Below are 22756 nucleotides of genomic sequence, written 5' to 3' on the forward strand. Positions count from 1 at the left end.
TTACTGAGCCCCCCGCGTGTCTTCTTCGTTTTCTCGGATCAGGAAACCGTCGAGCAGCAGCGAGACCAGCTCGGCCCCGCGGAAGTTGTCCGGGTCGCCGAACGGCCCGTACGTGTTGGCGCCGCAGACCAGCAGCAGCATCTGTGCCACCGCGTGCGGCGGCCGGCGCAGCAGGGCGGCGTCCGGCTCGATCACCGCGATGAGCGCGTCGCGCAGCCGTTCCCGGGAGGAGGCCATCCGGCCGCCGGTGTGGGGGTCGCTCTGCCCGGCCAGGATCAGCTTGCGCGCCGCGGTCAGCAGCTGGGCGTTCTCCGCCATGCGGGCGTGGATCAGCTCGGCCGCCCGGGACATCCGCTCGCGCAGCGGCAGCGACCGGTCGATCGCGGCCAGCCCGTCGAGCGTCGCCTGCGGGTCGAGCGCCTGGATGACCGAGCACACGACCAGCGAGTTCTTGCTCTCGAAGACGCCGAAGATGGTGCCCTCGGCGACGCCGGCGGCCGCGGCGATCTGCCGCGTGCTGACGTCGAGACCGTGCTCGTGCAGCAGCGGGATGGTCGCCGCGATGAGGGCCTGCCGGCGCTCCTCCGGAGCGAGCGCCGGAACCCGTCTACGCCTGTTCTCCACGAGGAGCCACAGTAACTGAGCGAGCACTCACTCAGCCACTGACATTTGTCATGGGTGCGGAACGGGTGCGGGTTCCGCTCATGTCGGTAAACGTCCGGCCGATGAATCAGCCGTGCGGCGACACGACTTGGACGATCACACCGCGGACTACTGGGCCCGTCAGATCCTCATCGGGTCCACCATCGCGGCGGTGGTCACCGCGATCGGCGGGCTGCGGATCGCGCTGAGCTGGCCGGGCACCATGCGGTGGTGGCTGATCCCGGTGGCCGCCGCCGTGGTGCTGCAGGCGGCCGCGTTGCGGCTGCCGTGGCACCGGCTGGTCCGCTCCGAGCGGATCCGCCGCAACCTGCACTTCTGGTGGTTCGCCGAGCTGCCGGTCCTGGTGCTGTTCGGCATCGCCGACCCGCACGGCGCGATGCTCTACCTGCCGGCTGCGCTGCTGCTACTGATGTCCGCGGCGACGGTCTGGTCGCCCCGGTTCGTGGTGATGATGGGCGTGCTGACCGGCGCCGGCTACGCGCTGCTGCTGCCGCTGAAGACCGACGTCGGCGCGGTCGGCTCGGTGGTGCTGCTGGCCATTCACGGCTGCCTGACCGCCCTGGCCACGGTCAACGCGCAGAGCCGGCGCCGCCTCGACGCCCGCCGGCACGCCGCCGAGCAGCGGGCCGGCACCCTGCTCGAGGCCTCCGCCGACGCCGTGGTCGCGGTGGGCCGCGACGGCGAGCTGAAGTACGTGAGCCCGTCGATCCGCACCCTGCTCGGCCGCGACCCCGCCGACCTGACCGGCAAGCTGCTGACCGACGTCATGCAGGACCGGATGACCGACGTCGACGAGTTCATCCACCAGCTGCTGGCCCTGCCGATCGGCGGGAGCGGGCGCACCGAGACCCGGCTGCGCAACGCCGCCGGCGAGTGGGTCTACGTCGACGTCATGGGCACCAACTGGATCAGCGATCCCGACCTGCAGGCCGTGGTGGTGAGCCTGCGCGACATCGGTCAGCGGCGCGAGCTCGAGCGGCAGCTGATCCACCAGGCGTACACCGACTCGCTGACCGGCATGCCCAACCGGGCCATGTTCCGGACGAATCTCGAGGAAGCAGTCGCGCTCGTGAACCGGGCCGCACCGGGCGCCGACCGCGGCACGGTGACCGTGCTGCTGCTCGACCTCGACGACTTCAAGCTGGTCAACGACAACCTCGGGCACAGCGCCGGGGACGAACTGCTCACCACGATCGCCGAGCGGCTGCGCGCCCAGGTGCGCCCGGGCGACGTGCTGGCCCGGCTCGGCGGCGACGAGTTCGCCATCCTGCTGCGCGAGCTCGACCCGGCCGACGGGGCCGGCCTGGCCGAGCGCCTGCTGGCCACCGTCCGCGAGCCGATCCGGCTGGCCAGCCGCGACATCACCTGCTCGCTGAGCATCGGCATCGCCAGCTCCACCGGCTGCGAGCCGACCTCCACCGGCGCCGTCTGCGCCGACCAGCTGCTCGGCAACGCCGACCTGGCGATGTACGCGGCCAAGCGGGCCGGCCGCAACGCGTACGCGATCTTCGACCCCACGATGACCATGTCGGTCCTCGAGGAGGCCCAGCAGCGCGCCGACCTCGAGCACGCGCTGGAGCACGAGGAGTTCCGGGTGCTCTACCAGCCCGTCGTGGACATGAACACCTCCCAGCTCACCGCGGTCGAGGCGCTCGTGCGGTGGCAGCATCCCCGGGACGGGCTGCTCGGTCCGTACCATTTCATCGCCGGCGCCGAGGCGAACGGCCTGATCGTTCCGCTCGGGCGCTGGGTGCTGCGCCAGGCGTGCGCGCAGCTGGCGAGCTGGCGCGCCGCGACGCCGGCGGCCGCCCACCTCAAGGTCAACGTCAATCTCTCGGCCCGCCAGTTCCAGTACGCCGGCCTGGTCGACGACGTGGCGGCCGCGCTCGCCGACGCCGGGCTCGACCCGGCGTCGCTGACCCTGGAGATCACCGAGTCGATGCTGATGGCCGACATCGAGGCGGCCAAGGAGACGTTGCACGCGCTGCGCCGCCTCGGCGTCCGCCTGGCCATCGACGACTTCGGCACCGGCTACTCGTCGCTGAGCTACCTCAAGCAGCTCCCGGTCGACGTCATCAAGATCGACAAGACGTTCGTCGACGAGGTGCACATCGACGAGGACGACGTGGCCCTGGTGGACGCCGTGGCCGGCCTCGGACAGGCGCTGAAGATGCAGACCGTGGCCGAGGGGATCGAGACCGACGCGCAGTGGGAGACGCTGCGCCGGATCGGCATCGACCACGGGCAGGGCTACCTCTTCGGCAGGCCGGCCCAGCCGGCCGACGTGATGGAGCTGCTGCTGTCGGAGCTCGAGCCTCTGCCAAATCGTGAGCACGTGTAAAACATTTTTGACACGCTGCTCTACCTTCGAGGCATGTCCGGTGAAGAGAAGAGATCCTGGATCCTCGGTTCGGTCGCGATCGCGTCCTATCTGACCTATCTGTTGGTCCTGCTGCTCACCGACCTCTCGTACGCCCCTGTTCTGGCCGGGGTGGTGATCGGCTCGATCGTCGTGTCGATCCTGCTGCACATCGCCGCCACCCTGCGCGGCCCGCGCGAGCCCAAGGACGAGCGCGACCGCGAGATCGCCGTCTTCGGCGACAACATCGGACAGGCGTTCATCGTGCTGGGCGGCGTCGTCGCGCTGGTCCTGGCCCTCGCGCGGGGCGGCTATTTCTGGATCGCGAACGCGCTCTACCTCGGTTTCATCCTGTCCGCGGTCTTCGGCACGGTCGCGAAGGTGTGCGCGTACCGCTACGGGCTGCCCGGCCGGCGCGCGTGGTGAAACCGACCCGGATCACGAACTCGATCCGGGAGCTGCGACAGGCCGCCGACGGCATGACCCAGGCCGAGCTCGCCCGGCGCCTCGGGATGACCCGGCAGACGGTCATCGCCATCGAGCAGGGCCGGTACTCGCCGTCGCTGGAGACCGCCTTTCAGATTGCCCGGATCTTCCGGGTGCCCCTCGACGATGTCTTCCACTACCCCGAAGGAGATGCCCGGTGAAGGCGATCACGCAGGACGCCTACGGTTCCGCTGATGTCCTGAAATATGTCGACCTCCCCGACCCGGTGATCGGTGCCGACGAGGTGCTTGTCCGGGTGCGCGCCGCGGGGGTCGACCCCGGGGTCTGGCACTACATGACCGGCCTGCCCACCGCCGGGCGACTCGGGCTCGGCCTGCGCCGCCCGCGCGTGCCGGTGCGGGGGAGCGACGTGGCCGGCGTGGTCGAGGCCGTCGGGCGAAATGTCGAGAAGTTCCGGGCCGGCGACGAGGTCTTCGGCGTCGCCGCCGGCGGAAGCTATGCCGAGCTGGCGCGGGCCCGGGCGGACCGCCTCGTCCGCAAGCCGGAGGAGGTCAGCTTCGAGCAGGCCGGCGCCACTCCCGTCTCGGGGATGACCGCGCTGCAGGGCCTGCGGGACGAGGGACGGGTCGAGGAGGGCCAGCGGGTCCTCGTCTTCGGCGCCGGCGGCGGGATCGGCCACATGATCATCCAGCTCGCGCGGGGATACGGCGCCCAGGTCACCGGCGTGGCCCGCGAGTCCAAGCGCGATTTCGTCCGCTCGCTGGGCGCCAGCACCGAGGTGACCGGCCGGTACGACCTGATCATGGACACCGCCGGCAACCGGCCGCTCCACGAGCTGCGGCCGCTGCTCACGCCGTCGGGCACGCTGGTGATCGTGGGCGGCGAAGGGGGAAAGGGGCGGTTCCTCGGCGGCTTCGAGCGCACGTTCCGGGCGTACGCGATCTCGCCCTTTGTCGGTCAGCGGCTCAAGCCGCTGATGTCGCTCCCGAAGCTCGCCGACCTCGAAGCTCTCGCCGGGTTTCTCGCCGACGGCACGCTCCGGCCGGTCATCGATCGCACGTTCGCGTTGCCGGCGGCGCCGGACGCGATTCGTTACCTCAACTCGGGCGCGGCCCGTGGCAAGGTGGTGGTGACAGTGGCCCCGGCTTGAACCGAAGCCGCGGAGACGCCGTGTACCTGAAGTGCAGGTACCACCGGCGGTTAGGAAATCCGAGTTGTCCCAGATCAGGCACCATCTGCGCCATGTCGGTGGCGCGGTGCTCACCACGCTCGCCGCTCTGCTCGTCTTTCTCGAGCTGGTCATGCCCGACCAGATCACGCGGCTCCCACCCGGCAACTTCTGGCTGAACGCGCTGGTCCGCATCCCGATCGAGGCGATCGTGGCGGTGGCCGTGCTGCTCGCGCTCCCGGGGCGCGGGCGGCGCGTGCTGGCCACGCTGCTCGGCCTCACGCTCGGCCTGCTCACCATCGTGAAGATCGTTGACATGGGCTTTTTCGCGGTGCTGGCCCGCGAATTCGACCCGGTGCTCGACTGGGTGCTGTTCATTGACGGGTACCACTTCCTCGAGGACTCCATCGGCAAGTTCGGCGCCTTCGGGGTGGCCGCGGGAGCGATTCTGCTGTCGGCAGCGATCTTGACGTCTACCGCCTTCTCGGTACGACGATTGAGCCGTGTGCTCGCCGAACGTGCCCGTCCCACGCGGCACGCCACGTTCGCGCTGGCCTCCGCCTGGGTGATCCTCGCGATGCTCGGCGTCCAGATCGTCGGCGGCGTGCCGGTGGCCGCGCAGGCCGCCGCCGAGCTGGCTCGCGACACCGCGCTCAAGGTGCCGCAGGACATCGCCGACAAGAAGGCGTTCGAACGCGAGGTCCAGATCGACGCGTTCCGCAACCTGCCGGACACCCAGCTGCTCACCGCGCTGCGCGGCAAGGACGTGATCATCGGATTCGTCGAGAGCTACGGCCGCGACGCGGTGGCGAATCCCGAGTTCAACTCCACCGTGCTCGACCAGCTCAAGACCGACGACGCCAAGCTCAAGTCGGCCGGTTTCGGGGCGCGCACCGGCTTCCTCACCTCGTCGACCTCGGGCGGCGGCAGCTGGCTGGCCCACGCGACCTTCCTGTCCGGCCTGTGGATCGACAACCAGCAGCGCTACCGCAGCCTGGTCAACTCCGACCGGCTCACGCTGACCCGCGCGTTCAAGCGGGCCGGCTTCCGCACCGTCGGGGTCGAGCCCGGCGTCACGTACGCGTGGCCGGAGGGCCAGTTCTACGGCTACGACCAGGTGTACGACGTGCATGCGCTGGACTACCACGGCCCGATGCTGAGCTGGTCGACGATGCCCGACCAGTACGCCATGCGGCAGCTGCAGAAGTTCGAGTACGGCCGGACGTCGCGCGGCCCGCTGATGGCCGAGGTGACGCTGACCTCCAGCCACACGCCGTGGGCGCCGCTGCCCCAGACGCTGCCGTGGGACCAGCTCGGCGACGGCTCGGTCTACGGGCCGATCATCAAGCAGGCCGAGGGCGCCGGCGCGATCTGGAAGGACAACCACCGGGTCCGCGAGGCTTACGCCACGTCGATCGCCTACTCCTTGGACACGCTTGTCTCGTACGTGCAGAAGTACGCCGACGACAAGCTGGTGATGATCCTGCTCGGCGACCACCAGCCGAACTCGATCGTGGTGGGCCAGAACGCCAGCAAGGACGTGCCGATCTCGATCGTCGCCAAGGATCCGAAGGTGTTCGACCGGATCAAGGGCTGGGGATGGACCGACGGGCTCACACCGGCGCCCGGCGCGCCGGTGTGGCCGATGAACGAGTTCCGCGACAGGTTCCTCACCGCGTACGGCCCTGACGGGCAGCCGCACTAATCGGTGACCCGAGGCAGCTTCTGGGCCTCCTTCAAGGCTGCCGCGGCGCTCGCGTACGGGTTGTAGGTGTACGTCCGCGACAGCGGGCCCGGGATCGTGAAGTACTCGGCCGACAGCTTGGCCGGGTCGGTCGCGATCTCGCCGCGGGCCGGCGCGTCGTTGCCGTCGTCCCAGCCCCACGGCGCGTTCGCCGAGTTCGTTTCGCACGACCAGGTGCCTACGCCGCAGTCGCCCGACCGGTCGCCGGCGAAGGTGCCGAGGTTGGCGAACAGGCTCGCGTTGTCGCGCTGTGCCCACATGCCGCCCGCGGCGAAGATGTCGATCAGCCGGTAACGCACGTCCCGGTCGTCGGGGCCACTCGGCGACTCGGACGCGGTCAGCGACGGGTAGTAGACGACGCCGTCGCCGTTGATGTCGTACTGCGGCCACGCCTTGAGGCCGTGCCCCTTCGCCTCCTGGGCGGTCACCGGGTGCGGGAAGGAGTCGTGCGGGGAGGCCTTGAGCTGCAGCGTCCCGTCGATCGTCTCGCGGCCGCCGGTCCAGGTGCTGCCGGCCGGCGTGTAGGAGTAGAAGTCGCTGTGGGCGACCGTGACGGCCGCGCGCAGGATCCCGTACGCGGAACCGTCCTTCTCGATGATCTCGGTGAGCCCTTCGCCGTCGTTCTCGTGCTCGGTCTCGAAGAACGGGTGGTCGATCCAGTCGCGGGGGTGGAAGAAGAAGTACGTGATGAACCAGTGCGTGCTGGTCTCAGTGACCCCGTAGTAGGCGGCGGCCTGGGTGCTGCGGCCGGCGTGGTCCCAGTTGTCGGTGCCGACCAGGTTGCCGTCGAAGTCGTACCGTGCGATGAAGTCCGATTTTCCCGACAAAGCGTGCGCGCCGGTCGCGTCCACGTCCTGATAGTGGATCGGCGCCCAGCGCAGGGCGAGCTCGGCCCGGCTCGGCGCCGCTTGCGCGGGCGCGCTCAACAGGCCCGCGGCCAGCACCCCCACGGCTAGCACCCCCGGGGCGATTCCCTTGATCATCATGGTCAGCCCTTCCCATCGATCGACCACGACGAATCTTTCGGGATGATCGTGATCCATGGGCGGACCGGCGGTGAAGTCTGCCTGCCCGGCGCACGTAGGCTTCCCGGGTGTTCTCCGTAGATCTCGGCGGCGGCGCCACGCTGCGGCCCCTCGAGCCCTGGCAGGCAAGCGAGTTCCTGACCCACATGGACCGGGCACGCGCCACCGTCGACCCGTGGATCCCGTGGGCGAGCCGCAGCCCCGACCTCGACGGCGCCCGCGCCACGCTGCGGCGCTACGCCGACCTCCAGGCCCGCGACGCCGGCCGCATCTGCGGCATCTGGCTCGGGGAGACGCTGGTCGGCGGCACCATGTTCGTCTCCTTCGACGCGGACTCCGGGATCGCCGAGGTCGGCTGCTGGCTCGAGCCGGCCGCCACCGGCCGCGGCCTGATCACCACGGCGTGCCGCGTGCTGATCGACTGGGCTTTTCGCGTACGCGGCATGCACCGCATCGAATGGCACTGCCGTCCCGACAACGTCGCCAGCTCGAACGTCGCCCGCCGCCTCGGGATGAAGCTCGAGGGCACGCTCCGCGAGAACTACCCCTGGCAGGGCGTGCGGCACGACACCGAGATCTGGGCGGTGCTCGCCGCCGACTGGCAGTAGGCCGACTGGCAGTAGGATGGGGGGCATGTCGCAGACACCACCGTAAGGACGGCGCTTCGTTTCCGCCTCCTTCCGTCTGCGCATTCCCAGGAGTTTCGTCATGCCCCGCCCCGCCGCGGCGGGGAGTTACCGTGCTGTCCTGCTGCTGCCGTCCGCGTCGCGCACGTTCGTGCCCGCGCTCGGTGGCCGGCTCGCGTACGGCCTCCTCCCGCTAGCCACCCTGTTCACCATCCAGCAGGCGACCGGCTCGTACGCCGCCGCCGGGCTGGCGCTGGCGCTTTTCGGCCTGGCCTCGATCACCCTGCCGCTGAAGGCGCGCTATCTGGCTCTGCTGCCGTGGCTGGCGCTGGTGTGCGCGTTGTGCCTCGGCGCCGCCGCGCTGACGCCGTGGCCCGTGGTCTTCGTCGGGCTGGCCGGGCTGGCGGCGCCTCCGCTGGGTCCGGCGATGCGGGCGACCTGGCGGTCGCTCACCGAGGGGACGTCGCTCAAGGAGCGCGCGTACGCCCTCGACTCGATCGCCGAGGAGAGTTTGTATCTGCTCGGGCCGCTGCTGGCCGGGTTGCTGATCGCGGTGGCGCCCGCCCGGTTTGCGCTGCTGCTGACCGCCGGGCTGCTCCTCGCCGGCACCATCGGCATGGTGCTCGCCGCGCCCGCCCCGGCGTCTTCCGCGTCGGCCGCTCGGGTGCCGGCTGCTCCCGCTCCTGCTTCCGCGTCCGCCGCTTCCGCGTCTGCCGTTCCCGCGTCCGCCGTTTCCGCGTCCGCCGCTTCCGCTCCCGTGTCCGTCGGTCCTTCGGAGACCGGCGCCGCCGTGCCGCTGCCGGACGACGGGGCCGCCCATTGGCTGCGCCGTCTCTTCGATCCCGGTCCGTTGCGGTCGCGAGGGCTGCTCGGCGTGCTCGCCGTGCTGCTGCTGACCGGGGCCGGGATCAGCGTGGCCTACACCGGCATGGCGGCCGTGGCGCAGTCGCATGGCCGGCCCGGCGCCGCGGGGCTGCTCGAGGGCGCCGTCGGTGTCGGCAGCGTGCTGGGCGGACTGCTCTGGTCGCGCCGGCGGCACACCCGGGCGCGTTCCCGCCACTTCGCCGGGCTGCTCGCCCTGCTGGCGGCCGGGCTGCTGGCGGCTGCCGTCGCGCCCGGGCTCGTCGTGCTCGGGTCGGTGATGGGCGTGGCCGGCCTGGCGATCGCCCCGCTCTACGTGGTGGCCTACCTGGCCGCCGACGACCTGACGCCGGCCGGCCGATCCACCGAGGCCGGCACGTGGATCAACGTGGCCGCCAACGCGGGAAGCGCGCTGGGCGCGGCCACCGCCGGCCTGGTCACCGACCACCTCGGCCCGGCACCGGCGTTCCTGCTGGCCGGCTTGACGGTGGGCGGCGCCTCGCTCGCCGCCCTGCTCGCCGGGTCGCGCCCGGCCGGCCAGGGTCGGGCGCGGTTGTGAGGTGCGGCTTGGGGCCGGGGCGTTTCGCTCGGGCGGTTGTGAGGTGGGGCTTGCTCGCCGGGAGGCGTGCGGCCCGCGTCGTGGGGCGGGACCTAGTCTCATCGGGTGCTCGGAGAACCCACGCTGACCCACCGCTCCGAAGGCGGCCACGACATCCCGCTCCTGGTCTGGCGGTTGCCCGTGCCGGTCCGCTCGATATCGTCGGCCGTTCTGGGCGGGGGTGTCGGGGAGTGCCGCTGGGTGGTCAACGCGAGCGTCCCGATGTCCTACGACCGTGACGACCCGGCGGTGCACCTCGCCGAGCTTGCCGCCGGTCTCGGGCTGTCCGGGCCGGGTGTCGGCCTGCTCACCGGGGTCGACGTCGCCGACGTGGTGGCCGCGGCCGACGAGGGAGTGCGGGTCTGGGCGACGGTGGGCCTCGGCGCGCCCATCCAGGCCGCCGCCAACGTTGAACGGCCAGCCGTCCCGTCCTCGACGCCCGAGCGGCAAGCCATAACGCCCGGGCGGCAAGCCATCCCGTCGTCAACCTCCGAGCGGCAAGCCGTCCCGTCGTCAACGCCGAAGCGGCAAGCCGTCCCGTCCTCAACCCCCGACCGGCTCCGCCCGGGGACGGTCAATGTTGTGGTGTGGGTGCCGCCGCGGCTCGGTGACGCGGCGCTGGTCAACGCGGTCGCCACGGTCACCGAGGCCAAGACGCAGGCGATCCGCGAGCTCGGGCTCGCCGCGACCGGCACGGCGACCGACGCGGTGTGCGTGCTCTGCCCGGCCGAGGGGGAGGCCGCGGAATACGGGGGTCCGCGCTCGACCTGGGGCGCCCGGCTCGCCCGCGCCGCCTATCGGGCCGTGCTGCGGGGCGGCGCGATCAACCTGGCCGGCACGCAGTCGTGGTCCGACCGAGCAGGGCGGCCCTGATCCGGCTAACAGGGCGGTCGTAGTCCCGGCTGAACAGGTCAGTCGTAGTCCCGGCCGAACAGGTCAGTCGTAGTCCCGGCCGAACAGGTCAGTCGTAGTCCCGGCCGAACAGGTCAGTCGTGGTCCCGGGCGAACAGGGAAGTCATGGTCCGGCCGAGCACCGCAGGTGTGGTCCGGCCGAGCACGGCAGTTGTGGTCCGGCCGGACACGGCAGTCGTGGTTCGGCCGAATTCGTGATCAGCTGGCGGCCACCGGCGTGAGCAGCACGACCGCGGTCTCCCGGCCCCGGCGGGCCGAGAACGCGTCGAGGTCGCCGTAACCCTCGTAGTCGTGGAGCGCCGTCCACAGCCGGTCGCGCTCGTCGCCGGACGCCTGCGACGCGGTCACCGCGCGGGAGCCGCCGACCGTGTCGACGGTCGCGGACGGGTTGGCCCGCAGGTTGAGCCACCAGGCCGGATCGGCCCGATCCCAGCCGTTCATGGCCAGGGTGACGAGGCGGCCCTCGTCCTCGATGTAGCAGAGCACGACGGCGCGCCGCTCGCCCGATCGGCGGCCGACCGTCGTCAGCCGCAGCATGCCGCAGCGGCCGGGCTGCGGCCGGCGCAGGCCCACGCGGTCGGACGTGACGCGGAGCAGCAGCTTGTGCGCGGCCCAGGCGCCGCGGACGAACCATCGGGGCGGAAGCGTCGGCGATTTCGAAGCGGTCATGAGAAGCCTCCTACGGTGTAGACCTACGACGTAGAATAGATCCTACGGTGTAGAAGAACAAGTAGGATCGGAGAGTGCCACGACGTGCGAGCAATGAGACGACGCGTACGACCAAGCGCCTGACCAAGGCCGGGATCGTCACCGAGGCGATCGCCCTCGCCGACGCGGGCGGCCTCGACGGGCTGAGCATGCGCAGGCTCGCGCAGCACCTCTCGGTCGACCCGATGTCGATCTATTACCACGTGCGGGACAAGGACACGTTGCTGGCCGAGATGGCCGACGCGGTGGTCGCCGAGATCAGCCGGGCCCGGCCGGCGGGCGCCAGGACCGACCAGCCCGGGACCGGCCAGCCCGGGACCGGCCAGCCCGGGACCGGCCAGCCCGGGACCGGCCAGCCGTGGACCGACCAGCTGCGGGAGCTGATCATGGCGGCGCGCGCGACGATGGTGCGGCATCCGTGGGCGGCCCGCGTGCTCGAGGGGCGCGACACCCCGACGCCGGCCGTCATGCTGCACCTCGAGCGGGTCCTGGCGATCATGCGGGGCGGCGGCTGCTCGGTCGACCTCGGCCACCATGCGATCCACCTGTTCGGCAGTCGCCTGCTCGGCTTCAGCCAGGACCTCTTCGACGACGACCCGGACACCGCCCCGCCCCCGGAGGCGGTTGCCGGGTGGGCCGCGACCATGCCGCACATCGTCGAGCTGGCCACGGCCGTCACCCACGACGGCCCCCTCGGCGGGTGCGACGACGAAGGCGAGTTCGCCTTCGCCCTCGACATCATGCTGGAGGGCCTGGAACGACGAAGGCTCACGGCCGACGAGCCGGCAAAGACAAGGGCCGGCAAGGACAAGGGTCAGTGGAAGCTGAGCTCGCCCGCCTCGATCGGGGCGGAAACCCGGTTCTCCGGCGGCGCCAGTGGGCACAGCCAGGCGTCGTCGTAGGCGCAGGACGGGTTGTAGAGGTAGTTGAAGTCGAGCCGGACCCGGTCGCCGCCCAGCAGGGTGAGCCCGCGCCCGTGCGTCCCCTTGACGGTGTCGGTCAGATAGCGCCCGCCACCATAGGAAGCCGTCCCGCAGGTGCCGTCGCGGACCGGCAGGAACAGCCCCCCGCCGTACGCGGAAATCCACCACAGCGAAAGCGAGCCGAACGGCGTCGGAAGCACCCCGGCGCGCCGGTAGTGCACCACCCCGTCCGGCCCGCCGGTGTCGATGTCGATCTCGCCGGACGCCGGTTGCACGACGGTCTCGACGATCGCCTCCGGGTTGGCCGGGAAGTAGCGCAGCCCGGTGAAGGACGCCCGGTCGGTGATGGGTGACTGCGGATGGGTGGCGAACAGCTCGTCCCGCCGGGCGCGGAAATCCTTGAGGTCGGCGGCCTCCAGATACATCCGGGCGACGGCGGCGCGATAATCGGCCAGCTCGAGTGCGTCCATGAGCGCCAACCTAACCCTCAGGCCGGGTATGCGGTCGCCTCTTGCGCCTTGACCGTGGCCCACACCTCACGTCCGGGGGCGAGTTCCAGTTGCACGGCCGCCGCCGGTGTGACGTCGGCCGCCACCGCGATCGGCCCGGACAGCTCGATCCGCAGCACGTCGCCGTGCCGGCCCATCGCGGTCACCGTCGCCGGCCAGGTGTTGCGCGGGCTGCCGGCGGGGCGCTCCGGAAAGAGCGAGACCGCCGACGGCGGAAAGGCCACAAAGGCATCACCATCCAGACGTACGGCGGTGACCAGCGCGAACCCGTCGGGCAGCGTGACCGTCGTCCCCGCCGCGTGGCCGCGGTACAGGTTGAGCCCGACCAGGCGGGCCACGTAGTCGGTGCGCGGCTGGGCGGTGATCGTGGCGGCGTCGCCGGACTGCACGATGCCGCCGTCCTCGACGATCACCAGCCGGTCGGCGAGCATCAGCGCGTCCAGCGGATCGTGGGTGACCAGCACGGTGGCGCCGGGAAACGACGAGAGGTGCCCGCGCAGCCGCGCGCGCGTGTCCAGCCGGGTGCGGGCGTCGAGCGCCGCGAGCGGCTCGTCGAGCAGCAGCAGCTTGGGCTCCGCGGCGAGGGCGCGGGCGAGCGCGACCCGCTGTGCCTGGCCTCCGCTCAATTGGCGAGGCTTTTTCCGTACGTGATCGGCCAGACCCACCCGCCGCAACCACTCCCGGGCCTGCTCGCGCGCTTCCCGGCGCGGCACGCGCCGGCACCGGGGACCGAAGGCCACGTTGTCGAGCGCGGTGAGGTGCGGGAAGAGCAGGTAATCCTGGAAGACCACGCCGATCCGGCGGTGCTCGGGCGGTTCCCGGTCGAGCCGGGCGCCGTCCAGCGTGACGTGCCCGTCGTCGAGGCCGGTCAGCCCGGCCAGCGCGCGCAGCGCCGTGGTCTTGCCCGCGCCGTTGGGCCCGAGCAGCGCCACCACCTCGCCGGCCGCGACCGCCAGCGCGATGTCCAGGGTGAACCCGGCGCGCCGCACCACGAGACGAGCGTCCAGCATCACGCGGCCACCCACCGGTCGCGCAGAGCGGCCAGGATGCCGACCGAAACGACGAGCAGCACGAGGCTCAGCACGATGGCCGCGTCCACGTCCTGTTCGAGGGCGAGATAGACGGCCAGGGGCATGGTTTGGGTACGGCCGGGGAAGTTGCCGGCGAAGGTGATCGTCGCGCCGAACTCGCCGAGCGCCCGTGCCCAGCACAGCACGGCCCCGGCCGCGACGCCCGGCGCGATCAGCGGCAACGTGACCCGGCGGAACGCCGTCCAGCGGGAGGCGCCGAGCGTGGCCGCGGCCTCCTCGTAGCGGGCGTCGGCGCCCCGCAGCGCACCCTCGACGCTGATCACCAGGAACGGCATCGCGACGAACGCCTCGGCCACCACCACGCCGGCCGTGGTGAATGGCAGGCTGACGCCGAACGTGGCGTCGAGCCAGCCGCCGACCAGGCCGCGCCGCCCGAAGACCAGCAGCAGCGCCACGCCGCCGACCACCGGCGGCAGCACCAGCGGCACCGTCACCAGCGCGCGCACGAAACGCCGGCCGGGGAACTCGGCGCGGGCCAGCACCCAGGCCAACGGCACGCCGAACAGCAGGCACACCACGGTTGCCAGCGTCGCCGTGAGCAGCGAGAGCCGCAGCGCGGCGAGGATGCCCGGCTCGGTCAGCTGCCGCGGCAACGTCGACCAGGGCGCCCGCCAGAGCAGCCCGAACAGGGGGAGGACCAGGAAGGCCAGCCCGGCGATCGCGGGGATCGCCAGGGCCGGCGGCACCCTGGTGCGGCGACGGCTGCTCAGGGCTTCTGGAACCCTGCGTCGGTGAGCACCTTGAGCTCGGGCTCGGTCCGCACGAACGCCACGAACGCGGCCGCCGCCGCGGCGTTGGGCGCGTTCCGGAGCGCCACGATCGGGTAGTCGTTGATCGCGCCGGCCGACTCGGGGAACTCGATGCCCTCGACGTCGGCCGCGGCCGCCCGGGCGTCGGTGCGGTAGACCAGCGCCGCGTCCACCTCGCCGAGCCGCACCTTGGACAGGGCCGACTTGACGTCCCGTTCCAGGGTCACCGGCGTGAGCCGCACGCCGGCCGCGCCGAGCGCCGTCGCGGCCGCCGCGCCGCACGGGACCTGCTCGGCGCAGAGCGCCACCTGCACGCCCGGCTTCGTCAGGTCGGCGAGCCCCTCGATGCCCTTCGGGTTCTTCTTGGGTACGGCGATGACGAGCTGGTTGCGGACGAAGACGGCCGGGTCGCCGGCCGCGTCGCCGGCGTCGGTGACGGTCTTCATCGTCGCCGGGCTGGCGGCCGCGAACACGTCGGCGGGGGCGCCCGCGGTGATCTGGTGGGCGAGACCGCTGCTCCCCCCGTACGAGAAAGTGATCTTGACCCCCGGGTTGGCCCGCTCGAAGTCCTTGCCGATCCGATCGAAGGACCCGGTCAGCGACGCCGCGGCGAGCACCGTGAGATCGCCGGAGACGCCCGCCCCGCTCGCGCCCGGGCCGGCGGCCGGCGTCGCGTTGCCGCCGCAACCGGCCAGGAGCGCGGTGATCGCCAGGGCGGTCAGGATCTTCTTCACCGGTCGTCTCCTCGCTCCACGACCACGGTCGTCGACTTGATCACGGCAACCGCGGTCGAGCCGACCTCGAGTCCCAGCTCGTCCACCGCCTCGCGGCTCATCAGCGAGACCACCCGGAACGGCCCGGCCTGGATGTCGACCTGCGCCATCACCGAGTCGCGGGCGATCGCGGTGACGATGCCGGGCAGGCGGTTGCGCGCCGACGAGCGGCGCACCCCCGGGTCGGGCTCGTCGGCCAGCGACCGGGCGAAGGCCGCCAGGTCGGCGCCCGCGATGCTGCGATGCCCGTGCTCGTCGCGGCCGGCGCCGAGCCGGCCGGAATCCACCCAGCGGCGCACGGTGTCCACGCTCACCCCGAGCAGCTCGGCCGCCTCCCCGATGCGGTACGTCGTCACGCGGCCACCCTACGGCCGCAGATGCGAGGATCGGTACGTGAAATGACTCGCAGATGCGGAACCGTTGCCAAGCTCACTCCGCCCCCGGCATGCTGGACGGCGTGCCGGAACGGATCACCGAGGTCACCGGGTTCCTAGCCGAGGTGCTGGGGCCGCGGGCGCCGCTCACCGTGATCGTCGACGGCGGCGACCACGGCGCGGCCGCCGCCTTCGCCGCGCGGCTGGCCGAGGCCTTCCCGCCGTCCGCGCGAGCGTGGACGGTCGACGCCGTGCTCGGGCTCAGCGGCCCGGCCGGCGGCCGCGTCGACTCGGCGCTCAACGTGCTGGAACCGGCGGCCGACCGGGTGATCGTGTATTTGCGCAGCGGCCGCCGGGGCAACGGCGACGGCGAGCGCCGCGCCCAGGTGGTGATCGACCACCACGATCCGCAGTGGCCGGTCATCCGGCACGTGCACCCGCGGCTGGCCGACCCCGAGCGGTGGTATCTCACCGAGAGCAGGGCGTTCTTCGGCGCCCGCGCCGCGGATTGGGACACCCGTTTCGGCGACGACATGCCGGCGTACGCGAAAGCCGTCGAAACGGCCGTGACGCGCCCCGGTGACCTTGTCCTCGACGTCGGCTGCGGCACCGGCCGGGCCCTTCCCGCCCTGGCCGCCGCGGTCGGGCCGGCCGGACGGGTGCTCGGCTTCGACGTGACGCCGGCGATGCTGGCGGCGGCCCGGGAGGCCGGCCGGGGCGAGTGCGCGCGCCTGGTGCTCGCGGACGCCCGCCGCCTGCCGCTGCCGGACGCGGTGGCCGGCCTGGTCTTCGCGGCCGGCCTGGTGCAGCACCTGCCCGACCCGGCGGCGGGCCTGGCCGAGCTGGCCCGGGTGACCCGCCCGGGCGGACGGCTGATGATCTTCCACCCCACCGGGCGGGTCGCGCTGGCGGCGCGGCACGGGCGCACCCTGCGGCCGGACGAGCCGCTGAACGAGAACAACCTGCGGCCGTCGCTGGCCGCGGCGGGGTGGGAGCTGTCGCGGTACGAGGACGCGGATGATCACTTCCTCGCGCTGGCCGTGCGCCGCCCGCCCTGCTGAGCGCCCGCCCTGCTGAGCGCCCGCCCTGCTGAGCGCCCGCCCTGCTGAGCGCCGGTCGTGCGCATCAGGGCAGGTCGGCAAGCTCCTGGGTGAGCAGCCCGGTCAGGTGGTCGTGGCGGCCGTCGGCGATCGGGATGCCCCGGCTCGGGCCCTCGGCGATCATCAGCACGTAGAGGTGGATGCGGTACAGCGCCAGCCGGATCCGGGCCGGCTCGTCGAACGGCGCCGGTCGGTAGCCCGCCACGAACGGATGGCCGGGTATGTCCTCGATGCGCCGCAGGAGGGCGGGCGAGACGAAGTCGAGCAGCGGGTCGCCGTAGAGGTAGCGCTCGCCGTCCACCAGGCCGGTCAAGGAACCGTCCGGGCCGGCCAGGACATTGCCGTCCCACAGGTCGAAGTGCAGCAGGGCGGGGCGGGTCACGGCGGCCAGCACGTCGCGATAGCGGGCGACCACGCCGTCCAGCGGCGGCAACGGGACGTTCCAGTCGGCGGCATCGGCTCGCAGCGCGTCGACGATGGCCTCGAAGGCCGTCGGCCAGTCGTCGCCCGCGGCGCGGTCGCCGGTGTAGCCGAAACGCGGGCCGGTGATGCCGTGGATCCGGGCGACGCACGCGCCCAGCTGCTCGCGGGCCTTGGGCGAGTCCCGGGCGGCGAGCGGCGTTCCGGGCAGCAGCGTCGTGATGATCCAGGCCGGATCGGGCGAGACGGCCAGGACGGAGGGGACCGGGACGCCGGGCGTCCGGGCCGAGATCATCTCGAAGTACTCGGCCTCGGCGGGGATCAGGCCCTGCTCGTACCGGAGCAGGCGAGCCGCCGCCGGCGGACCCACCTTGACCACCACCTCGCGCCCGTCGGTCAGATCGGCCCGCCACACGGCGGCGAAGGTGCCACCGGACAGCTCCCGGGCGCCGGACAGGCCCACGCCGAGCGCGCTCTCGACGATCGAGGCGATGTCCGTCGTGGACAGATCATGCTGGGTAGGACTGCGCACCATCAGACTGTAGAGGCCGGAACCCGAGCGTGTGCTCCGCGACGGTGCGGAGCCGGCCGGCTCGACGAACAGCCCGTCCCCGGTTGCGGTCGAGGCGATCAGTGCGCGACCGCGACCGCCGGCTCGATCGGCTGCTCGACCGGGAGCCGACCCGGCCGCACGACCAGCCACAGCACCGCCGAGGCCGCCGCCATGCCGCCGAAAACCACGGTCGCCATCGCGACCGCGCCGACGCCGAGCATCCCGACCAGCGGCGCGGCCAGCGCGCCCACGCCGAACTGCACCGCGCCCAGCAACGCCGCCGCGGTGCCGGCCGTCTCGCCGTGCCGCGACAGCGCGATGGCCGGCGCGTTCGGCATGGCGAGGCCGACCATGGCCAGCACGAACCAGAGCGGCACCAGGATCCCGGCCAGCCCGAACCGGCCGGTCGTGGCCAGCGTCAGCAGGACCAGGCCGCCGCCCAGGCCGGCCAGCAGCGCGCCGCCGAGGATCTGCTGCGGCGTCCACCGGCGCAGCAGCCGCACATTCAGCTGCGTCGCTCCGATCAGGCCGATCGCGCCGCCCGCGAAGACGAACGCGAACTGCTGCTCGGACATCCCGTACTCGTCCTGGAAAACGAAGGAGGAACCGCTCACATAGGCGAAAAGCGCGGCCATGGCCAGCCCGGCGACGAGGATCAACCCGACGTACACGCGATCGGTGAAAAGCCGGCGGTAGTCACGCAGCGTGCCCACCACCCCGCCGCGCCGGCGGGCCGCCGGCGGCAGCGTCTCGGGCAGGATCAACGCGGCCGCCGCCATGATCGCCGCGCCCACGACGGTGAGCACCACGAACACGCCGTGCCACGACGACCAGCGCAGCACCAGGCCGCCCACGGTCGGCGCGAGGATCGGCGCCACCCCCACCACCAGCATCAACCGCGACAGCAGCTGGGCCGCCGCGAGCCCGCTGTAGAGATCGCGAACGATCGCCAGCGCCACCACCGAGGCCGCCGCCGCGCCCAGGCCCTGCAGCACGCGCAGCGTGCCGAGGATCGCCAGGTTCGGCGCGATCACGCACAGGACGGACGCGAGCACGTGCACCCCGATGCCGGTCAGTAGCGGCAGTCGCCTACCCAGCGCGTCGGCGAACGGGCCGACGATGAGCTGCCCGAGCCCCAGCCCGATCAGCGTGCCGGTGAGCGTGAGCTGCACCGACGCGGCCGACGCGTGCAGGTCGGCGGTGATTTTCGGCAGGGACGGAAGGTACATGTCGATGGTCAGCGGCCCGAGGGCCGTCAGAAAACCGAGCACGAGTACGAGGGGCAGGCGGCGTTTCTCCACACCAGCGACAAGTGACCCGCGCCGCGCATTCTTCCGCGCGGCCCGGAATGGTAAGTGTGCTCACATCCCCGCCAAATGCCGGAAATTCATTTGCGTTTTTGCATGACGAACGGGCGCAGTAGCCGGTAGAGCTGGGTGTCGGTCACCTCGCTGTACAGGCTCTCGCCCGCCGCCACGAAGACCACGCTCGGGCAGTCGCCGTCCGCGCCGGTGACCGGCTTGTCGAGCAGTTTGCGGCCGGTGGCGGTCTCGTACAGCCGCAGCCGGTAGACGCCCTGGACCAGCGCGACGGTGGCCGGCGTCTGGTCCTTGTACTTGCACGTCCGGAGCTGCTTGGCGGGCCTGGTCAGGTCGAGGCAGGCGACGAGCTGCGACTTGGCCGGGTGGTCCGGCGTCCAGGCTCGCCAGATCGACTCGTTCTGGTCGGGCACCCGCACCGCGCTGAGCATGTGCCGCCGCGGCGCCAGCATCGAGTCGACCACCCCGACCGAGATCTGGTGGGGCGCCTTGCCGGCGAACTTCGGCGACTGCGGGTAGTACCACCCGTCGCAGACCCGCGCGAGATCGTCGCCGGCGCGGACCGGGTGGGCGCCGGCTTGCGGCCCGGTGGGCGGCGTGGCCCCGGCGCCCGCCGGCGCCGACGGGGTCGGGGCCGAGGGCGTGGCGCCGCTCGCGGTGCCGGTTGCCGATTTGTCCGGTCCGCCGCCGGTCCCGAGGGCGGCGAGGGCCACTCCGAGCAGCACCAACACGGCGACCGCGGCCGCCACGCCGACCATCCAGCGCGGCGGACGCCACCGGGGCGCGGACTCCGCCGGCTCGGGCTGGATCGGCTCGGATTGGGCCGGCTCGGATTGGGCCGGCTCGGCTTTCGTGGGCTCGGCTTTCGTCGGCTCGGCCTTCGTGGGCTCGGCTTTCGTCGGCTCCGGCGCGGGCTCGGGCTGTGCGGGTTGCGCCGTTTTGTCGGCCGGTGCCCCCGTTTCCTTCATGGCGGTCCCGTCGTCCTTCGGTGGTGGACCGCGAACTCTATCGAATGATCCCGGCCCCCACCTGGCCAGGCGCGGCCGCCGCCGGCGGCGGAGACATCAGCCGCGGGGCGCGACCAGAACGGCGTCGACGATCGTCTTCAGCCCGGCGGCGACCCGCCGCCCGGTGGGGCGTCAGGCGGCGGGGCGGCGGAGTTTGGTGCCCGGCAGCATGCGCCGCGGTTCGGGAAGGTAATCGCCCGAAGCCAGCTCCAAGCGGACGAACGGGATGGCTCGCCCCAGGGCGGCCAGGTCGGCGTCGCTGCCGTCGATCTCGTAGCCCATGTGCCGGGCCAGGACGCGCGCGGCGCGGCGGTGGCGGCGGGCGTAGGCCAGCATGACCTCGGCGCCCTCGTCGGTGGTCAGGGGCTGGGCGATCGCGCGCCGGCCGTCGCGGCCGACGGTGATCGTGGTGTCCGGGTGGGCGAGCAGGTTGCGGTACCAGTCGGACCGCGGGCCGTAGCCGGCCGCGACCGTCACGGCGCCGCTGGGGGAGTGCGCCACGACCTCGAGGACCACCTGGAAGAGGCGGCCGCTGCGGCGACCGGTGTGCTCGACCAGGACGAGGCGCCGGCCGAAGGCGAAGCCCAGGCCGTAGCGGTAGGCGACCAGAGGCAGGCGAAGGAGGGACCGCCGCAGGCCGCGCGGGGCGGTCGGCGCGGTAAGGGTGCGCACGTCAGTGCTTGGCGTCTTGGCCGGGCTGCGGCTCGTCGTCGGGGTTGATGTGGATCAGGCCGTCGACGACGGCGATGATCGGCATGCTGATCCAGTCGTAGTGCGGGACCGCGATGTCGAGAGCGCGCTCGTGCACGTTCAGCGACGTGCAGGTTTCGTCTATGCAGGCAATTTCGGGGCGCACGGTGCTCATGATTCCTCCAGCGGAGAAGTTTTCATTGCACAGTGCAATCATTACCCAGGCCCGGGCGGTAGCGCTACCGCCCGGGCCGAAGTACCCCCAAAAAAGGCTGATCAGAACGGCGTCATGGTGATCGCCGCGAGGCGCGGGTCGCCGTCGTGGACGAGCGACTCCTGGTTCAGGACATCGTCGAAGGCGAACGCGTACGCCTTGCCGTCCGCCATGTTCTCGTGGATGACCTTGGCGTACAGGTTGGCGGGGTCGCCCCGGTAGAAGTCGGCCGCCGTCCCGCCCGGCTGGGTGTCGATCGTGCCGAGCGTGCCCCGCTGCAGCGCCGCGCAGAGGGTGCGGGCGATCGGCCCGACCACCCGGTCGTTCGGGGCGGCCAGCGCGCCGTCGCAACCCCACACATTCGTGGTCGAGGGCTTGGTGAACGAGGCGACCACCTTGCTGGTGGTGTCGGTGAAGCTCAGGACATCGCCACTGGTCCGCCCGGTGAATCTGGTGCCCGGCTGGTCGCTGAAGGGCACAACGGTCAAATTCCGTTTCGCGTACGCGTTCCAGGCGCTCGAAATGAGCGGGTCGAGGTAATCCGGGCTCATCAGGCCGGCCTCCGCGGCCTTCCCGGGCGCGAGGACCCGCAGCACCGTGCCGTCGGACGCGGTGACCACGCTCCTGGCGAAGTCGGGCGCGGCCTTGATCGCGTCGATCACCCGCTGCCGGCCGCCGGACTTGAGCTCGCCGGTCGAGATGACCGTGCCCGAGCCGCCGGTGACGCTGACGACGTGCGGCACCGCGAACATGTCGACCTGCGAGCTGTTCAGGAACAGGCCGCCGGCGTCGAGGGTGAACTCGCTCCAGTCGAAGAGGATGTCGCGGTTGGGATCGCCGCCGGCCCACGGCGCGGGCTGCACGAGGCCGTCGGTGGTGAGCCGGAAGTCCAGCTTCTGCCCGAACGACATGTACAGCCGGCCGGAGAGGCCGCGTGGGATCTTGATCGTCGTCGAGGCGCCGGTCAGCGGGATCGACACGTCCGGGGCCGGGACGGGCACCGCGCCGCCGCCGGTCCAGGCCGTGAACGCGCCGGCCGCGTCGACGTGGCCGAGCTTGCCGGTCTTCAGGTTGACGCCGAGCACGTAGAGGAAGACGGTCTCGTTGCGCCCGGTCTTGTTGGTCACCGTGACCGGCAGCAGGTCCGAGGCGGGCGGGACGCCGGCTTTCGTGGTCTCCGACGGGGCGGGCGCTGTGCTGGTGGGCGCCTTCGTGGGCGCGGTGGCCGGCGCGGCGGTGGTCGGCCTGACCGTGGTGGGCGCAGCCGTGGCAGGTGTGCCGGGCGTGCCGGTCGCGACGACCCCGTCGCAGGGCAGGCCGTTGATCCGGCAGTTGACCGGCCGGCCGCCGGAGCCGACGAACCCGAAGGTCGCCGAGGCCCCGACGGCCACCGATCCGTTCCACCCGCGGTTGGCGAACGTGACGTGTTGCCCGGACAGCGTCATGTCCGCTTCCCAGAAGCTGCCGACGGTGGCCCCCGCCGGAAGATCGAACTCCACCTTCCACGAGGCCATGGCGGCCGCCCCGGTGTTGCTGACGGTCACCTCGTCCTGCCAGCCGCTGCCCCAGTCGGACACCGTCCGCACGGATGCGGTCGGCGCCGCGGCCGAGGCCGGCAGGGCGATCCAGATCGTCGCGGCGGCCGCTACCGCGGCCACGACGGTGAGCAGAAGAGTTCGGTTACGGCGCATCGCCGGGCTGCCTCCGGGAAAGGGGGAAACGGGGATGACCGCCATCCTGGGAAGCGCGGCGGTACGACCGACAGGTCTTTACAGTTCCTTTAAGGTGCGATTGCCCGTTCGCCCGGGGCGGATTACCCGCGATGCCCCGACGCCGTCGCGAAACCTGCGCGAAACCTTCCCCGGAGTTACCGGCGTGTGCTGGATCGCGTGCCCTCGCCGCCGCGGGGGCGCGCGTGGGAGG

24 protein-coding genes are annotated in these 22756 nt (G+C 72.1%); 10 read left to right on the top strand and 14 right to left on the bottom strand.

The window, feature by feature from the left end:
* On the bottom strand, positions 1-624 hold the full coding sequence (locus tag ACFQS1_RS15595) for a TetR/AcrR family transcriptional regulator (protein WP_378968482.1): 624 nt from the start codon (positions 622-624) through the stop codon (positions 1-3).
* A gap of 112 nt (positions 625-736) precedes the next feature.
* On the opposite strand from ACFQS1_RS15595, the gene ACFQS1_RS15600 reads away from it, so the two are divergent.
* From ACFQS1_RS15600 to ACFQS1_RS15620, 5 genes are all read left to right on the top strand, one after another.
* A complete protein-coding gene (locus ACFQS1_RS15600) occupies positions 737-3004 on the top strand; it encodes a putative bifunctional diguanylate cyclase/phosphodiesterase (protein ID WP_378968484.1) in 2268 nt (755 codons plus the stop codon).
* 33 nt (positions 3005-3037) lie between these two features.
* On the top strand, positions 3038-3448 hold the full coding sequence (locus ACFQS1_RS15605) for a hypothetical protein (RefSeq protein WP_378968486.1): 411 nt from the start codon (positions 3038-3040) through the stop codon (positions 3446-3448).
* Positions 3442-3669 (top strand): helix-turn-helix transcriptional regulator, encoded by a 228-nt coding sequence (locus ACFQS1_RS15610; RefSeq protein ID WP_378968488.1) that lies wholly within the window; start codon positions 3442-3444, stop codon positions 3667-3669. The genes ACFQS1_RS15605 and ACFQS1_RS15610 overlap by 7 nt, the downstream gene beginning before the upstream one ends.
* Positions 3666-4619 carry an NAD(P)-dependent alcohol dehydrogenase gene (locus ACFQS1_RS15615; RefSeq protein ID WP_378968490.1) on the top strand — a complete coding sequence of 318 codons (954 nt, stop codon included), beginning with the start codon at positions 3666-3668 and terminating at the stop codon, positions 4617-4619. Before ACFQS1_RS15610 ends, ACFQS1_RS15615 begins: the two co-directional genes overlap by 4 nt.
* Before the next feature lie 64 nt (positions 4620-4683).
* Positions 4684-6342: an alkaline phosphatase family protein gene (locus tag ACFQS1_RS15620; RefSeq protein WP_378968492.1), complete on the top strand. Its 1659-nt coding sequence runs from the start codon at positions 4684-4686 to the stop codon at positions 6340-6342.
* Here the strand turns inward: ACFQS1_RS15620 and ACFQS1_RS15625 are convergent.
* Positions 6339-7394 (bottom strand): hypothetical protein, encoded by a 1056-nt coding sequence (locus ACFQS1_RS15625; RefSeq protein ID WP_378968494.1) that lies wholly within the window; start codon positions 7392-7394, stop codon positions 6339-6341. The genes ACFQS1_RS15620 and ACFQS1_RS15625 overlap by 4 nt on opposite strands.
* An 80-nt stretch (positions 7395-7474) precedes the next feature.
* On the opposite strand from ACFQS1_RS15625, the gene ACFQS1_RS15630 reads away from it, so the two are divergent.
* The 3 genes from ACFQS1_RS15630 to ACFQS1_RS15640 all read left to right on the top strand — a co-directional run bounded on the left by ACFQS1_RS15630 (position 7475) and on the right by ACFQS1_RS15640 (position 10364).
* Positions 7475-8014, top strand: coding sequence for a GNAT family N-acetyltransferase (locus ACFQS1_RS15630; protein WP_378968497.1), 540 nt, complete (start codon positions 7475-7477; stop codon positions 8012-8014).
* A gap of 100 nt (positions 8015-8114) precedes the next feature.
* A complete protein-coding gene (locus ACFQS1_RS15635) occupies positions 8115-9452 on the top strand; it encodes an MFS transporter (protein ID WP_378968499.1) in 1338 nt (445 codons plus the stop codon).
* A gap of 105 nt (positions 9453-9557) precedes the next feature.
* Complete coding sequence (locus ACFQS1_RS15640) at positions 9558-10364, top strand: adenosylcobinamide amidohydrolase (protein WP_378968502.1); 807 nt, start codon at positions 9558-9560, stop codon at positions 10362-10364.
* A 237-nt stretch (positions 10365-10601) separates the two neighbouring features.
* Here the strand turns inward: ACFQS1_RS15640 and ACFQS1_RS15645 are convergent, their stop codons facing one another.
* The gene (locus ACFQS1_RS15645) at positions 10602-11072 is read right to left on the bottom strand and encodes a nitroreductase/quinone reductase family protein (RefSeq protein WP_378968504.1); all 471 of its coding nucleotides are present in this window, start codon (positions 11070-11072) and stop codon (positions 10602-10604) included.
* A gap of 74 nt (positions 11073-11146) precedes the next feature.
* Here ACFQS1_RS15645 and ACFQS1_RS15650 point away from each other — a divergent pair, with 74 nt between their 5' ends.
* The gene (locus ACFQS1_RS15650) at positions 11147-12013 is read left to right on the top strand and encodes a TetR/AcrR family transcriptional regulator (RefSeq protein ID WP_378968506.1); all 867 of its coding nucleotides are present in this window, start codon (positions 11147-11149) and stop codon (positions 12011-12013) included.
* Here ACFQS1_RS15650 and ACFQS1_RS15655 read toward each other — a convergent pair.
* From ACFQS1_RS15655 to ACFQS1_RS15675, 5 genes are read right to left on the bottom strand one after another with little or no spacing between them, the layout of a single operon-like run.
* Positions 11926-12504 carry a DUF1684 domain-containing protein gene (locus ACFQS1_RS15655; protein ID WP_378968508.1) on the bottom strand — a complete coding sequence of 193 codons (579 nt, stop codon included), beginning with the start codon at positions 12502-12504 and terminating at the stop codon, positions 11926-11928. The two genes, ACFQS1_RS15650 and ACFQS1_RS15655, sit on opposite strands and share 88 nt — an antisense overlap.
* A gap of 17 nt (positions 12505-12521) precedes the next feature.
* Complete coding sequence (locus ACFQS1_RS15660) at positions 12522-13553, bottom strand: ABC transporter ATP-binding protein (protein ID WP_378968651.1); 1032 nt, start codon at positions 13551-13553, stop codon at positions 12522-12524.
* The gene (locus ACFQS1_RS15665; protein WP_378968653.1) at positions 13553-14344 is read right to left on the bottom strand and encodes an ABC transporter permease; all 792 of its coding nucleotides are present in this window, start codon (positions 14342-14344) and stop codon (positions 13553-13555) included. Before ACFQS1_RS15665 ends, ACFQS1_RS15660 begins: the two co-directional genes overlap by 1 nt.
* Positions 14341-15117 (bottom strand): molybdate ABC transporter substrate-binding protein, encoded by a 777-nt coding sequence (gene modA, locus ACFQS1_RS15670; protein WP_378968511.1) that lies wholly within the window; start codon positions 15115-15117, stop codon positions 14341-14343. Before modA ends, ACFQS1_RS15665 begins: the two co-directional genes overlap by 4 nt.
* Complete coding sequence (locus ACFQS1_RS15675) at positions 15114-15512, bottom strand: TOBE domain-containing protein (RefSeq protein WP_378968513.1); 399 nt, start codon at positions 15510-15512, stop codon at positions 15114-15116. The genes modA and ACFQS1_RS15675 overlap by 4 nt, the downstream gene beginning before the upstream one ends.
* A 101-nt stretch (positions 15513-15613) precedes the next feature.
* On the opposite strand from ACFQS1_RS15675, the gene ACFQS1_RS15680 reads away from it, so the two are divergent.
* Positions 15614-16591, top strand: coding sequence for a methyltransferase domain-containing protein (locus tag ACFQS1_RS15680; protein ID WP_378968515.1), 978 nt, complete (start codon positions 15614-15616; stop codon positions 16589-16591).
* Positions 16592-16655: 64 nt separating this feature from the next.
* On the opposite strand, the gene ACFQS1_RS15685 is transcribed toward ACFQS1_RS15680, so the two are convergent.
* From ACFQS1_RS15685 to ACFQS1_RS15710, 6 genes are all read right to left on the bottom strand, one after another.
* A complete protein-coding gene (locus tag ACFQS1_RS15685) occupies positions 16656-17585 on the bottom strand; it encodes a phosphotransferase (RefSeq protein ID WP_378968518.1) in 930 nt (309 codons plus the stop codon).
* Positions 17586-17680: 95 nt separating this feature from the next.
* A complete protein-coding gene (locus ACFQS1_RS15690) occupies positions 17681-18904 on the bottom strand; it encodes a multidrug effflux MFS transporter (RefSeq protein WP_378968520.1) in 1224 nt (407 codons plus the stop codon).
* A gap of 86 nt (positions 18905-18990) precedes the next feature.
* Entirely contained in the window at positions 18991-19890 is a 900-nt protein-coding gene (locus ACFQS1_RS15695) for a hypothetical protein (protein ID WP_378968522.1), read from the bottom strand.
* A gap of 171 nt (positions 19891-20061) precedes the next feature.
* Positions 20062-20601: a nitroreductase family deazaflavin-dependent oxidoreductase gene (locus ACFQS1_RS15700; protein WP_378968525.1), complete on the bottom strand. Its 540-nt coding sequence runs from the start codon at positions 20599-20601 to the stop codon at positions 20062-20064.
* 1 nt (position 20602) lies between these two features.
* The gene (locus ACFQS1_RS15705) at positions 20603-20794 is read right to left on the bottom strand and encodes a hypothetical protein (protein WP_378968527.1); all 192 of its coding nucleotides are present in this window, start codon (positions 20792-20794) and stop codon (positions 20603-20605) included.
* Positions 20795-20895: 101 nt separating this feature from the next.
* On the bottom strand, positions 20896-22524 hold the full coding sequence (locus ACFQS1_RS15710) for a beta-1,3-glucanase family protein (RefSeq protein ID WP_378968529.1): 1629 nt from the start codon (positions 22522-22524) through the stop codon (positions 20896-20898).
* Between the last annotated feature and the right edge of the window lie 232 nt (positions 22525-22756).

The organism is Paractinoplanes rhizophilus (assembly GCF_042664765.1).
GTDB classification, from domain to species: Bacteria; Actinomycetota; Actinomycetes; order Mycobacteriales; family Micromonosporaceae; genus Actinoplanes; species Actinoplanes rhizophilus.

Coding starts and splice junctions, on each gene's coding strand:
- ACFQS1_RS15705 (WP_378968527.1), bottom strand. CDS start 20,794: ATGAGCACCGTGCGCCCCGAAATTGCCTGCATAGACGAAACCTGCACG.
- ACFQS1_RS15635 (WP_378968499.1), top strand. CDS start 8,115: ATGCCCCGCCCCGCCGCGGCGGGGAGTTACCGTGCTGTCCTGCTGCTG.
- ACFQS1_RS15605 (WP_378968486.1), top strand. CDS start 3,038: ATGTCCGGTGAAGAGAAGAGATCCTGGATCCTCGGTTCGGTCGCGATC.
- ACFQS1_RS15685 (WP_378968518.1), bottom strand. CDS start 17,585: ATGGTGCGCAGTCCTACCCAGCATGATCTGTCCACGACGGACATCGCC.
- ACFQS1_RS15660 (WP_378968651.1), bottom strand. CDS start 13,553: ATGCTGGACGCTCGTCTCGTGGTGCGGCGCGCCGGGTTCACCCTGGAC.
- ACFQS1_RS15655 (WP_378968508.1), bottom strand. CDS start 12,504: ATGGACGCACTCGAGCTGGCCGATTATCGCGCCGCCGTCGCCCGGATG.
- ACFQS1_RS15710 (WP_378968529.1), bottom strand. CDS start 22,524: ATGCGCCGTAACCGAACTCTTCTGCTCACCGTCGTGGCCGCGGTAGCG.
- ACFQS1_RS15695 (WP_378968522.1), bottom strand. CDS start 19,890: ATGAAGGAAACGGGGGCACCGGCCGACAAAACGGCGCAACCCGCACAG.
- ACFQS1_RS15645 (WP_378968504.1), bottom strand. CDS start 11,072: ATGACCGCTTCGAAATCGCCGACGCTTCCGCCCCGATGGTTCGTCCGC.